At 59.5% G+C, this 11,820-nt stretch carries 12 protein-coding genes; 4 read left to right on the top strand and 8 right to left on the bottom strand.

Going from position 1 to position 11,820, the window contains the following annotated elements; all coding sequences use genetic code 11:
* Positions 1–266 precede the first annotated feature (266 nt).
* Positions 267–1,232, bottom strand: coding sequence for a leucyl aminopeptidase (locus J3361_RS12625; RefSeq protein WP_207964878.1), 966 nt, complete (start codon positions 1,230–1,232; stop codon positions 267–269).
* 94 nt (positions 1,233–1,326) lie between these two features.
* Positions 1,327–1,464, bottom strand: coding sequence for a hypothetical protein (locus J3361_RS12620; RefSeq protein WP_207964877.1), 138 nt, complete (start codon positions 1,462–1,464; stop codon positions 1,327–1,329).
* 937 nt (positions 1,465–2,401) lie between these two features.
* Between J3361_RS12620 and J3361_RS12615 the strand changes: the two genes are divergently transcribed.
* Positions 2,402–3,817, top strand: a complete 1,416-nt coding sequence (locus J3361_RS12615; protein WP_207964876.1) for an amino acid permease — start codon at positions 2,402–2,404, stop codon at positions 3,815–3,817.
* A gap of 284 nt (positions 3,818–4,101) precedes the next feature.
* On the top strand, positions 4,102–4,515 hold the full coding sequence (arfB, locus tag J3361_RS12610; RefSeq protein ID WP_018604539.1) for an alternative ribosome rescue aminoacyl-tRNA hydrolase ArfB: 414 nt from the start codon (positions 4,102–4,104) through the stop codon (positions 4,513–4,515).
* Here arfB and J3361_RS12605 read toward each other — a convergent pair.
* The 3 genes from J3361_RS12605 to J3361_RS12595 form a co-directional block, all read right to left on the bottom strand.
* Complete coding sequence (locus J3361_RS12605) at positions 4,512–5,711, bottom strand: MFS transporter (RefSeq protein WP_207964875.1); 1,200 nt, start codon at positions 5,709–5,711, stop codon at positions 4,512–4,514. The genes arfB and J3361_RS12605 overlap by 4 nt on opposite strands.
* A 102-nt stretch (positions 5,712–5,813) precedes the next feature.
* Positions 5,814–6,008 (bottom strand): hypothetical protein, encoded by a 195-nt coding sequence (locus J3361_RS12600; protein ID WP_207964874.1) that lies wholly within the window; start codon positions 6,006–6,008, stop codon positions 5,814–5,816.
* 72 nt (positions 6,009–6,080) lie between these two features.
* Positions 6,081–6,224 (bottom strand): hypothetical protein, encoded by a 144-nt coding sequence (locus J3361_RS12595; protein WP_162893862.1) that lies wholly within the window; start codon positions 6,222–6,224, stop codon positions 6,081–6,083.
* A gap of 288 nt (positions 6,225–6,512) precedes the next feature.
* On the opposite strand from J3361_RS12595, the gene J3361_RS12590 reads away from it, so the two are divergent.
* Positions 6,513–8,138: a methyl-accepting chemotaxis protein gene (locus tag J3361_RS12590; protein ID WP_207964873.1), complete on the top strand. Its 1,626-nt coding sequence runs from the start codon at positions 6,513–6,515 to the stop codon at positions 8,136–8,138.
* Positions 8,139–8,354: 216 nt separating this feature from the next.
* Here J3361_RS12590 and J3361_RS12585 read toward each other — a convergent pair whose 3' ends face one another.
* The 3 genes from J3361_RS12585 to J3361_RS12575 all read right to left on the bottom strand — a co-directional run bounded on the left by J3361_RS12585 (position 8,355) and on the right by J3361_RS12575 (position 11,123).
* Positions 8,355–9,377, bottom strand: coding sequence for a transporter (locus J3361_RS12585; protein WP_207964872.1), 1,023 nt, complete (start codon positions 9,375–9,377; stop codon positions 8,355–8,357).
* A 187-nt stretch (positions 9,378–9,564) separates the two neighbouring features.
* Positions 9,565–9,870, bottom strand: coding sequence for a PepSY domain-containing protein (locus J3361_RS12580; RefSeq protein WP_207964871.1), 306 nt, complete (start codon positions 9,868–9,870; stop codon positions 9,565–9,567).
* 125 nt (positions 9,871–9,995) lie between these two features.
* Positions 9,996–11,123 (bottom strand): glycerophosphodiester phosphodiesterase, encoded by a 1,128-nt coding sequence (locus tag J3361_RS12575; RefSeq protein WP_207964870.1) that lies wholly within the window; start codon positions 11,121–11,123, stop codon positions 9,996–9,998.
* A 242-nt stretch (positions 11,124–11,365) separates the two neighbouring features.
* Here J3361_RS12575 and J3361_RS12570 point away from each other — a divergent pair, with 242 nt between their 5' ends.
* Positions 11,366–11,692 carry a DUF2025 family protein gene (locus J3361_RS12570; protein WP_207964869.1) on the top strand — a complete coding sequence of 109 codons (327 nt, stop codon included), beginning with the start codon at positions 11,366–11,368 and terminating at the stop codon, positions 11,690–11,692.
* Positions 11,693–11,820 lie beyond the last annotated feature (128 nt).

Genomic DNA, 11,820 nt, shown 5'->3' with positions numbered 1-11,820 from the left:
AGTTTCTAGCTGCAAGCTGCAAGAAAAAACGCCGACCGTTGGGTTGGCGTTTTTTTTGGGGCTTGACTTCAATGATTGGGCGCCTTTGAGCCCGTCTTCGCGAGCAGGCTCGCTCCCACAGTGGAATTGTGTTGAACGTAGATCTTCCATTCACTAAAGATCAATTGTGGGAGCGAGCCTGCTCGCGAAGAGGCCAGTAATACCAGCGCTATCTGAAGGTTATGCGCTCCGTCTTGCCGCTTGAAGCTCACAACTTGAAGCTGCCCCTAAAGCACAAACCGCCCATCAAACATCGGCTCATTATCCAGCGCCAACATCCCCTTCTCGAAAATCAGGTCCAGGTGATGGCTGCCCTTGGCCCCGCCACCCAATCCCAGGTGCAGGCCGCAGTGGCGCTCCTCGAAACCGGCGTTGCGCGCGTACAGGCTCTTGACCCCTTCGTTGGTGCCGATTCCCAGTTCTTCGATGCGGCGGTTGGACGGGTTGGCGTCCAGGTATTTGTTGAAGTCGTGCTCCAGGCCCGGCACGTCGGTGGCGATTTTCTGGATGGTGGAATCTTCGATCCACAGCTCCAGAGGCGATTGCAGCACGCCGTACTTGCGTGCGAACGGAATGGTGCTCAAGAACGTGCCGACGAACTTCACATGGCCGTTGATGGTGTCGCTGTGAGTGGCGATTTCACCGGGGGCCAGGTCGTAGTTGCCGAGGCCGTTGATGTCGGTCCACTTCTTCACGCCGCCCAGGGCGGTGTCGAAATACGAACCGTGGTCATCCTGGAAGCTCAGGGTTGTCGCCTGGGACATGCGCTGGATCAGGTGACTGTTGAGCCCGGCGATACGTTGGGGAATCACGCTGAACGTGTCGTAGAAATAATCGCCATAATCCTTGAAGAGCAGCGATTTTTTCCAGTTGTCGGCCATTACGCCTTGCAGCGCGCGGACAAAGTCCGGGCCGTCGGGACGTGGATTGGGCAGGGTGGAAGAGTCGTAGAAGAAAATATACAGATCGCTGTCGGCAATGGCCTTGGACAGGCGCTCCGTGGATTCGAGGTCCAGGCGCATGGCGCTGAACCGGAACGGCGAGCCGCTGCCTGCCTGTTCGGCAATGGCGCCGGTCAGCGCTTCGTAGTCAGCGGTGTGGCCGAGCAACACCTTGGCGGGCTGAATGCCGGCCAGGGCGGGATGGTGTTCGAGGTAGTAAAGGAAATGTAAGATGGCTCGTTGTGTGTCCATGCTTATTCTTCCCTGACAAGTGCATTAAATGTCCCTGACAACCGGCAAAAAGTGGCGGAGTCGACCGGCCGGATCGCCTCCGCCGGGGCCGTGCCTACAGAGGCCACATCGCCGTGCCGAACGGAACGACGGCGTCGGCTTGCATCATTTCAACGGCGGCATCATGGGTCGGGGCTTCGAACCATTCGTCCAGTTGCAGTTCGGTTTCCAAGTCTTTGTCCAGTGCTTGCATAGTGAATCTCCTAGATGACTTTTACGGAAAGTAGCGGCCCGATTCGGCGAGTGAAAACAGGCCGGCAACGGCACCGCAGAACTTGTCGGCACGATGCCTTGGCAAGTCGCTGAAAACCTAGTCGAGGGTTTTTTGGATTGCAAAAAATAATTTTATTTTTTTCTTTTGAACTTTTTGTTCCATTTTCAGCGATTGCATTACTTATTCAAAAACAGCCGCCTGGGTGTTTTTTTAAATAGGTAGCTACCTACCGTCAATTTGCAGTCAGCTTACGGAAATTTCCCAACCGGAAAGTTTGCGTGACGGGTCGTAAAGAAGTGCTGACGAAAAACCCACGTTGAGAAGGCTCAAAACGTTGTTCTGCCGCAGCGTAAGAAAAAGCTTCCGCATGCCTTGCTCTCGTACGTTTTCCAAGGCTCTGGCCCGCTTGTTTCCAAGCGATGGGCAGGGTGAGATGCGCCCCATGCCTGTCGTGCAGGCGAATAACAAAAAGGAGGCGCAATGAACGCCGTAGCTTCGTTTCCACTCTCCCGTGGTGGCGTTTTTTGCGTCGCTCACGCCGTCGGCTCGCAAGGGCCTGGACACTTTTTTGCAGTCGCCCGGCAGGTTCGAGGCGGACCCACGCAATCCCGGCAAACGACACGCTGATCCGGTGGTGTCTGGCAGCAGGGGGTCAGCGGTGTACAATGCGCCGCGTTTTACTGTGACCCTTCGCGTACCCACGCACTTTCAAGGTTATCCGCCTTGTTCACTCCGCCACGCCACAAGCGTGTCGGGTTCGATTTCGTCACAGATAAAAACAAACAGGTGACGCATGACCGTTGTAAAAACGCTGAATTCCTGGTGCCTGCGCTGGGGTTTGATCGGCGCTGCTTGAGATCCGATTCGAGCGGCAACGTCTAACGAACATCATCAAACCTTGCGTGAGACCCTTTTCATGAGTGGACAAAACTCGCATTCGGGCGAGCTGAAACGCGGCCTGAAAAATCGCCACATTCAATTGATCGCCCTCGGTGGCGCAATCGGCACCGGCCTGTTCCTTGGCTCGGCGGGGGTGCTGAAATCAGCCGGTCCGTCGATGATCCTCGGCTACGCCATCTGCGGCTTCATCGCCTTCATGATCATGCGCCAGTTGGGCGAAATGATCGTAGAAGAGCCGGTGGCCGGGTCCTTCAGTCACTTTGCCCACAAGTACTGGGGCGGTTTCGCCGGGTTCCTGTCGGGGTGGAACTGCTGGATCCTCTACATCCTGGTGGGCATGTCCGAGCTGACCGCGGTCGGCAAGTACATCCATTACTGGGCGCCCGAGATTCCGACCTGGGTGTCGGCGGCGGCGTTTTTCGTCCTGATCAATGCGATCAATCTGGCCAACGTCAAAGTTTTCGGCGAGGCGGAGTTCTGGTTCGCGATCATCAAGGTCGTGGCGATCGTCGGCATGATTGCCCTGGGCAGCTATCTGCTGGTCAGCGGCCATGGCGGCCCGCAGGCGTCGGTGACCAACTTGTGGTCCCACGGTGGTTTTTTCCCTAACGGCGTCAGCGGGCTGGTGATGGCCATGGCGATTATCATGTTCTCCTTCGGTGGCCTGGAAATGCTCGGTTTCACCGCCGCTGAGGCCGACAAACCGAAAACCGTGATCCCCAAGGCCATCAACCAGGTGATCTACCGGATCCTGATTTTCTACATCGGCGCGCTCGTGGTGCTGTTGTCCCTGACCCCTTGGGACAGCCTGCTGAGCACCCTCAACGCGTCCGGCGATGCCTACAGCGGCAGCCCGTTCGTGCAGGTGTTCTCGATGCTGGGTAGCAACACCGCTGCGCATATCCTCAACTTCGTCGTGTTGACCGCCGCGCTGTCGGTGTACAACAGCGGCACCTATTGCAACAGTCGCATGTTGCTAGGCATGGCCGAGCAGGGCGATGCGCCCAAGGCCTTGTCGAAGATCGACAAGCGTGGCGTGCCGGTACGTTCGATCCTCGCGTCGGCGGCGGTCACCCTGGTGGCGGTGCTGTTGAACTACCTGGTCCCGCAGCATGCACTGGAGTTGCTGATGTCGTTGGTGGTCGCGACCCTGGTGATCAACTGGGCGATGATCAGCTACTCGCATTTCAAGTTCCGCCAGCATATGAACCAGACCCGCCAGACGCCGTTGTTCAAGGCGCTTTGGTACCCGTACGGCAACTACATCTGCCTGGCGTTCGTGGTGTTCATCCTGGGCGTGATGTTGCTGATCCCTGGCATCCAGATCTCGGTCTATGCGATTCCGGTGTGGCTGGTGTTCATGGCCGGGTGCTATTGGATCAAGAACAAGCGCAGTGCCCGGCATGAACTGGCGGTGGCGGCTGCCAAGTAAGCACGAAACCCTGTGGGAGCGAGCCTGCTCGCGATGGTGGTCTGGCAGGTGAAACCTATGCCGGATGTACCGGCTTTTCGCGAGCAAGCCCGCTCCCACAAGGTCCGGCGGTGAACACACATTCTGCGAGCACTGTAGATCCAATGTGGGAGCGGGCTTGCTCGCGAAGAGGCCATCAAAGGCGAGATCTGTATCGACTGTGCCTGCGCTATCGCGAGCAGGCTCGCTCCCACAGGTCTGTGGGATTCGCGGTATCCTGTGGGGCCTGACACCGGACACTTTCCATGCTGGTCATTTCCAACACCGTGCACATCCCGGACGCCGAGATCGAGCTGACGGCCATCCGCGCCCAAGGGGCCGGGGGGCAGAACGTCAACAAGGTTTCCAGCGCCGTGCATTTGCGCTTCGACATTCCGGCCTCGTCCTTGCCCGAGTTCTACAAGGAGCGATTGCTGGCCCTGCGCGACAGTCGCATTACCAGCGACGGTGTGCTGATCATCAAGGCCCAGCAATACCGCACGCAGGAACAGAACCGGGCCGACGCGCTGGAGCGCCTGACCGAGCTGATCCTCAGCGCCACCAAGGTCGAAAAGAAGCGCCGTCCGACCAAGCCGACCCTGGGGTCGAAAAAGCGTCGCCTGGAATCCAAGACCAAGCGCGGCTCGATCAAGGCCGGGCGCGGCAAGGTGGACTTCTAGTTCTTTTCCCGCGCTTCACGGTACCGAGGCGCCTGCCGGTACAGGTAGACGCTCAATGCCAACCCACCCAGGGCCGCCAGGGCAGCGAACAGAAAGATCGAGGCAAAGCCGAAGCCAGCGGCAATCGCACCAGCCAGCGGCCCGGTGATCCCCAGCGACAGATCAATGAACAGTGAATAAGCGCCCACCGCCGCCCCGCGACTGGAGGCCGGCACCAGGTTGACCGCTTCCACGCCCAGCGCTGGAAACACCAGGGAGAAGCCGAAACCGCTCAACGCCGCGCCCGCCAGGGCCCAGTGGGCATCCGGTGCGAGCCATAGCAGTAACAGGCCGAGGGTTTCCACCGACAGGCAGGCAATCGCCACGCGAAAGCCACCCAGACGGTTGATCAGGTTGCCGAACAGCAGGCGCGCGCCGATGAAGCTGGCGCCAAACAGGCTCAGGCACAGCACGGCGTTATCCCAGTGCTGCGTGGCGTAGTACAGGGTGATGAAGGTCGCGATGGTGCCAAACCCGATGGAGCCCAAGGCCAAGCCGCAGCCGTGTGGCAGCACACGCCCCAGCACGTGCATGAACGGCAGGCGTTCGCCAGAGACAATGGGCGCGGCGGTCTTGCGCCAGGCCAATGCCTGCCCGAGCAGGCCCAGCAAGATGATGCTGACGCCCATGCTCCACAGCCCCAACGCGTTGACCAGCCACACCCCCAACGGCGCACCGATCGCCAGCGCGCCGTAACTGGCGATACCGTTCCAGGAAATTACCTTGGCGGTATTCGCCGCACCGACCCGGCCGATGCCCCAGCCAATCGAACCCGAACCCACTAGGCTTTCCGCGCTGCCCAGTACCAGGCGACCGATCAGCAGGCTGATCAGGCTGAACGTTGGCAGGTGGGACGTCCAGGCCGACACCAGCATGAACACGCCGCTCAGCCCGCAGCCGGCGAGGCCGAACATCACCGCGCGCTTGCTTCCCAGGTTATCGATGATTCGCCCTGCGTAAGGACGGCTGAGCAGGGTGGCCAGGTATTGCACGCTGATCACCAGCCCGGCGATCACCGCGCCGAAACCCAGTTCGCCGTGGACGAACCCGGGCAGCACGGCCAGGGGAATGCCGATATTCAGGTAGCCAATGAAGGTGAACAGGACGATGGAAACGACTTGCAGCGTGACCGCCAGGGGGCGCTGGGAATCTGACATGGGAAAGAGGTCCACGGAGCAGCTGGATAGATAGGCTGCTTATGATAACGGCGACCGTGGCGTCCGGGCGGGGAAAAGTAAAACTATTTGCCCAGTGGTGGCTCAGCGGTCGTGCTGTTCGCTGATCAGGCGCGTGGTCACCAGCGCGGCGATGGCGTTTTCTTCGCTGCCAAACCGGGCCAGCAGGGCCGCTTGTTTCTCGGTGGGAAGGCGGGTCCAGATCTCGACCATTTTCTCGGCGGTGCCGATCAGGACGCTGGCCTGGGCTTCGCTGAAGGGAGGGGTGTCATCGGTCATGGGGCGCTCGGATTCAGGCAGTGTGGAAAGCGCATCTTAGCGCTTTCCACACGGTCTGGTGGTACGGGTCAATCAGTCTTCGCTGTCGGCCTGGCGGCGTTCAGTGGCTTCCTTGGGCTCGGGTTGCTGGGCGTCAGGTTGCCCTCCGGCTTGTAGCGTGGTCGTCTGCTCAGTGTCGTGCAGGCTTGGGAAGGGGAGATTAGGGATCTCGTGCATTTCGCGCTCCTCGCAAAGTCTGTGGATAGATCTGGTAGATCCGCGCTTTTACAAAGCCTGGGCAGGATACAGCAGGAGAAATGACAAAAAGACTTTTAAATCCCATCGCGCCGACAAAAGGGATTGTCTGGACAGGTCATGTCCAGTCAGCAAAAACGATCCCGCTACCGGTGGTCGCCACCGCTCAAGAACGCCCCGTACAGGCCGATGCCTTGCACATATCCTCCACATTCCGTTGTAACAGTGGACCCTGGACATGGAGGTTCTTTATTTGAAGAGATCGACGCCATGTTTCTACAAAAATCCCTGAGAGCACAGATTCTCGCCCTGCTCAGCGGCAGCCTGCTGGCCATGTTGCTGATCGCCCTGGCGTCCTTTCACTTCCTTTCCGATGGCATCCAGAATTATCGTCAACTGCTCGACGGTCCGTTGCGTGCGTCGCAATTGATCGACGAGGCCAACCTGCAATTCAAGGTCCAGGTCCAGGAGTGGAAAAACGTCCTGTTGCGCGGCAAGCAGCCAGCGGACCTGGAGAAATACTGGAAGCAATTCGAGGCACGCCAGAGCGATGTCCAGGGCATCCTTGGCCAGTTGACGACCCACGAAGGTGTCCCGGCGCAAATCAAGTCGCGCATCGAACGCCTGCGGGGCGAGCATGCGCAATTGGGCGCGGCCTATCAGAAGGGCCGTGATGCATTTGTGGCTGCAGGTGGCGACGCTGTGGCGGGTGATGCAGCGGTCAAGGGCGTGGACCGCGCGGCCAGTGAGCAGATGAGCGAGTTGGTGGTTGAGCTGCATAAGCTGGGCGATGAGCAATCGGCAATGATCAGTGCCGGTGCCGACCGCACGATCATGCTGGGTACGGTGATCATGCTCGTTTCGGGGTTGCTGGTCGGGTTGTTGAGTGTGTGGCTGGTCAACCGCAACCTGGTGCAGCCGATCCGTCACTTGATCGCGTACGTGACTCAACTGAGCCGCGGGCGTTTCGCCGAGCGTGTCACGAGCACGCGCCAGGATGAATTGGGCGACCTGGCCCTGGCGGCCAATACGCTGCGCGATTTCCTTGCTGAAACCTTCACACGCTTGCAACGCAGTGCCTCGGAACTGGACAGCGCCAGCGGTGAGCTCAATGCGATTGCCAGCCTGATGAGCCAAGGCACCAGCGAGCAATTCGAACGCACCGATCAAGTGGCGACGGCGATGAACGAAATGTCCGCCACCGCCCAGGAAGTTGCTCGTCATGCCGCCGATGCGGCGCGGGCTGCCGATGATGCCGATCATTCGGCGCAGCAGGGCGAGACAGTGATGCAGGGCACTATCCACACCATCACCCAGATGCGTGGCGAAATTGCCAACACCGCCACGGTGATCCGGCGCCTGGAAGCCGACAGCGGGCGCATCGGCAAGGTGCTGGAAGTGATTCGCGGGATCGCCGAGCAGACCAACCTGCTGGCCCTCAACGCTGCCATCGAAGCGGCCCGGGCGGGTGAGGCCGGGCGTGGTTTTGCAGTGGTTGCCGATGAGGTTCGCAACCTGGCCCAGCGCACGGCGTCATCGATCATCGAGATCAACCAGATCATCCAGACGGTTCAAACTGGCGCGGTGGATGCGGCCCAGGCCATCGAAAGCGGCCAGTCGCGCAGTGAGGAAAGTGTCGAGCAGGTGACTCAGGCCGGCGCGATGCTGGAACGCATCACCCAGGCGGTGGAAGCGATCCGCGACATGAACCGTCAGATCGCCACCGCTGCGGAAGAGCAGACCTCGGTGGCCGAGGATATTTCGCGCAACCTGACTGAAATCACCTGCATTGCCAGCACCAACCTCGACAACGTACAGCGCACCGAAGCGGCCAGTCGGGATTTGCATGGGTTGTCAGGGCAATTGAACGAGGTGACGGCGCGGTTGAGTGCCTGATGGCATTGACCTGTTTGCAATAGGGCCTGATTGACACCTGTGGCGAGGGAGCTTGCTCCCGCTGGGCTGCGTAGCAGCCCCTAAGCCATTCAGCGCGGTGCATCAGGCATAAGATGGTTGGCAGATTTTACGACTGCTGCGCAGCCGAGCGGGAGCAAGCTCCCTCGCCACAAAAGCTCATGAAAACCTGGAGTAGCAGCCAGCAGGGCATCACCATCAATAATCGCGACGCTTGCGAAAGGCCCATCGGCCTGCAATCACGGTGAAGGTCGCCACCAGCGCCACCAGGATCCAGAAACCCTCGGGATCTTCGGCCAGTGGCACGCCGCCCACGTTCATGCCGAAGAAACCGGCAATGATGTTGATGGGCAACGCCAGCACCGTGACCACCGTCAAGGTGAACAGCGTACGGTTGCTTTGTTCGTTGAGGTTGGCGGCGATTTCTTCTTGCAACAGCTTGATCCGTTCGCCCAGGGCGGTGAGGTCGTTGATGATCAGGGCGAACTCCTCGGTCGACTTGCGCAGCTCCTTGACGTCTTCCTTCTGCAACCATTGCGGCGGGCGGTTGAGCAGGCGCAGTAATGAGCCCGGCTCCAGGGCCAGCAGGCGTTGCAGACGTACGAGCACGCGGCGTTGGCTGCCCAGCTCGGCGCGGTTGTTGGACACGCGTGAAGACAGCAATTGGTCTTCGATCTGGTCGACGCTGAGGCTGGTCTTGCGCACGATCTGGGTCAGTACCTCGCCTTGGTCGCGCAGCAGATGCACCAGCAACTCCAGCGGCGAGCGAAAGCTCTCGCCGGCCTTGACCGATGAGCGCAGCTTGTCGACCGAGTGCAAGGGTTGCAGGCGCGCACTGATGATCAGTCGACTGTGTACGCACACCCACAAGGTGGAGACATCCGAGGACACCAGGTTGCTGAGGTTGAACACCACATCGTTCACCACCGCCAGCAGTGCCGAGTCCACGTGTTCGATACGGGTCGATCGCGAGCCTTCGTGCAGGGCCTCGAAGAACTCCTCGGGCAAGGCCAGGTGGCTTTTCATCCAGCGCTCGCAAGCGGCGTGGGCCAGGTTCAGGTGCAGCCAGAGGAACTCGTCGGCATCCTGCGGTTGTTGCAGGCATTGCAGGGCCTGGGCCGAATCGATTTCCCGGCCACGCTCGCCGGGGCGGAAGCGAAACCCGTAAAGCAGGCCGAACAGATCCGGATCGCGATGGCTTTGGTCGATGCTGTGGTTCATGAGGGCTCGCTGGCGGGAAGTGCCTGTCGCAGCGGCCACAGGTTCACTTGAGCGGCATCATTGCAGGGTTTTTTGATGGTTTTGTGACAGTTGCGCGGCGTCGTCGAATCGGCTGCGGTTCACAGACGGCGTCCATAAAAAAGCCGCGCAACTCGAAAGTTGCACGGCTCTTATTTATACCGATGGATCAAGTGTCTTGCTTGTCGGACAGGACTTTGCCGGTAGTTGCGTCGAAATCTACGTCAAATTCTTTGCCGTCTTTAGTCCTCAGTTCCACTTCATATTCATAGCCGTTGAAGTGGTTATCCAGGTCGGTGTCGGTGATGGTCGCGCCTGGGTGCAACTTCAAGGCTTCTTCGTTCATTGATTCCAGAGACTTGATCTTGCCTTCCTTGACCAATTGAGGAATCTGGTCGACTCGTACATCCGCCTGGGCCAGGCCAGCGGTGAGGGTCAGGGCAGCAGCGGTAAACAGGGCAGTCAACGTTTTCATGAGTGCTTTCCTTGGTGTCGTTATTAAGGGTGAGTCGTTTAAGTGGGTTCAGATTATCTGTGGCAACTTAATTCACCCTTAATTCGAAAAATCTTGAAGCAAGTTTCCTGGAAAGCTCTTTCGACTCAGTAGCCGTTCTTTTCCAATAGCTGCGCCACGCTGCCGGTCTCGGGACGCTTGAAGTACTTGAGCAGTTCACTGGCCCGGTTGGTGAAGATGCCATCGACGCCGGCCTCCATTACCTTCTTGAAGTCCACCGGCTCATCCACGGTGTAGACGTGCACCAGCAAACCCTGGTTGTGGGTGTACTGGTTCATCCACGGCTGCACCAGGTCCGAATAGCTCTGGCTGCCGCCATGGGTCAATGCCGCCGAAGGACCGGTGCCAATGGCGCCATGGGCCTTGGCGTACTGGACCCATTGCTCGAACTCGGCCTTGTCCTTGGGTTCCTGCTTGGCGTAGTAGACGGCCTTGTCCGTTTCGCCGGACTCGGCAAACGTCACCTTGGACTTGGGTTCGATGTTGCCTTCGCCCACCCACAGCAGCAGGATCTTCGGCACCTTCGGCATCTCTTTGTGCAGCAGTTCGAGACTGTTCTTTTCAAAGGTCTGCAGCACCACTTTGCCTTTGCCCTGGCCGACGCCGGTGGCGCTTTTGGCCAATTTCGACCCAGCGGGGCTCAGCCAGCCACGGTCCTGCAGTTTGTCCTTCAGGTCGCGCTCGATGCCGGGGAACAGCTTCGGCTCCTTGGTTTCGATGTACAGCCCCGGCTTATGCAGCGGGTTGCCCTCGGCAATGTTGATCACTTCGTCGAGGGTGAGGATTTTCTGGCCGACGAACGAAGGGCGGGCGCGCTCCGGGTAGGCGGTGTTGAACCAACTGCCGGCATCGAGGGTTTTGAGTTCCGCCATGGTGAATTCATTGGCGGTGCTGTCCTTGCGTTCGGGAAACCTGGCCGCGACATCCGTGGTGCGCAGCAGGGTGTCGTCATGCAGGACGAACAGCACGCCGTCCTTGCTGCGCTGCAAGTCCAGTTCCAGGTAGTCGGCGCCCAGGTCACGGGCCAGCTTGTAGGCGGCGGCGGTGGATTCCGGTGCGTCGAACGAGGCACCACGGTGGGCGATGACCGCCGGGTGTGGAATGCCTTGAAGGGTTGCCAGGGCCTTGGGGCTCGGGGCCTCGGAGGCTTGTGTCTGGCTGAAACCGAGCAACAGGCTCAGCATCAACGCGCTGCGGGTGAAGGTGACAGGCATGCTCGAGATCCTTTCGTTGAGGAGGCGAAACTTATCTTTTAACAACTGAATGCTATCGGCGCTATCGCCATACCGACATAAACCTGTGTGAAGCAGATTTCTCCACCCATTTTTCGGCCGCTTTGCAGTACCCTTGGCGCACCAGTTTCCCCGGCAGAGGGAAACCTTAAAACCTGTATCCGCTTGCCCTGCGTGTAAACCATCGATCAGACGTCCCGAGGGACGCATCCATGAGGTTTACCATGCGCACCACTTCGACACTCATCTGCCAGGCCGCCGACCAGCTCAAGGGTTTTGTCGGCCTGAACCGCAAGACCGACCACTACATCGTGCGGTTCAGCGAAGACGCCTTCGGCATGGACGTGGCTGATGACGGCATCATCCCCACCAGCGAATTTGTCTGGGCCCCCGCAGCGGATGGCACCATGACCCTCAGTCGCGAGCGAATCCGACTGTTGCTGGACCAGAACATCGACGACCGGATCAACCTCACCGAACCTTTGCGGGTATACATGGCCCGCGGCGACCTGCCGGAAATCAAGGCGGTGCGGCAGTTGGTGGAAGGCTGAGCCCCCGATCCTGAAGTGAACGGAAACCCTGTGGGTTTTTTTTGGAACGGCATGGTCCTGTGGCGAGGGAGCTTGCTCCCGCTGGGGCGCGCAGCGGCCCCAAAAAAGCGATGAGCGCTGCGCACTCA

Source organism: Pseudomonas sp. OA65, from assembly GCF_017498305.1.
In the GTDB taxonomy this organism is placed as follows: domain Bacteria; phylum Pseudomonadota; class Gammaproteobacteria; order Pseudomonadales; family Pseudomonadaceae; genus Aquipseudomonas; species Aquipseudomonas zanjanensis.
The sequence above is the reverse complement of the archived record's forward strand: the minus strand, read 5'-3'. Positions and strand labels throughout refer to the sequence as shown.

What these genes read in the sequence shown, in the direction of transcription:
- J3361_RS12595 (WP_162893862.1), bottom strand. Translation starts at nt 6,224, where the DNA reads ATGCACGAGATCCCTAATCTCCCCTTCCCAAGCCTGCACGACACTGAG.
- J3361_RS12590 (WP_207964873.1), top strand. Translation starts at nt 6,513, where the DNA reads ATGTTTCTACAAAAATCCCTGAGAGCACAGATTCTCGCCCTGCTCAGC.
- J3361_RS12575 (WP_207964870.1), bottom strand. Translation starts at nt 11,123, where the DNA reads ATGCCTGTCACCTTCACCCGCAGCGCGTTGATGCTGAGCCTGTTGCTC.
- J3361_RS12570 (WP_207964869.1), top strand. Translation starts at nt 11,366, where the DNA reads ATGCGCACCACTTCGACACTCATCTGCCAGGCCGCCGACCAGCTCAAG.
- J3361_RS12605 (WP_207964875.1), bottom strand. Translation starts at nt 5,711, where the DNA reads ATGTCAGATTCCCAGCGCCCCCTGGCGGTCACGCTGCAAGTCGTTTCC.
- J3361_RS12625 (WP_207964878.1), bottom strand. Translation starts at nt 1,232, where the DNA reads ATGGACACACAACGAGCCATCTTACATTTCCTTTACTACCTCGAACAC.
- J3361_RS12600 (WP_207964874.1), bottom strand. Translation starts at nt 6,008, where the DNA reads ATGACCGATGACACCCCTCCCTTCAGCGAAGCCCAGGCCAGCGTCCTG.
- J3361_RS12620 (WP_207964877.1), bottom strand. Translation starts at nt 1,464, where the DNA reads ATGCAAGCACTGGACAAAGACTTGGAAACCGAACTGCAACTGGACGAA.
- arfB (WP_018604539.1), top strand. Translation starts at nt 4,102, where the DNA reads ATGCTGGTCATTTCCAACACCGTGCACATCCCGGACGCCGAGATCGAG.
- J3361_RS12615 (WP_207964876.1), top strand. Translation starts at nt 2,402, where the DNA reads ATGAGTGGACAAAACTCGCATTCGGGCGAGCTGAAACGCGGCCTGAAA.
- J3361_RS12580 (WP_207964871.1), bottom strand. Translation starts at nt 9,870, where the DNA reads ATGAAAACGTTGACTGCCCTGTTTACCGCTGCTGCCCTGACCCTCACC.
- J3361_RS12585 (WP_207964872.1), bottom strand. Translation starts at nt 9,377, where the DNA reads ATGAACCACAGCATCGACCAAAGCCATCGCGATCCGGATCTGTTCGGC.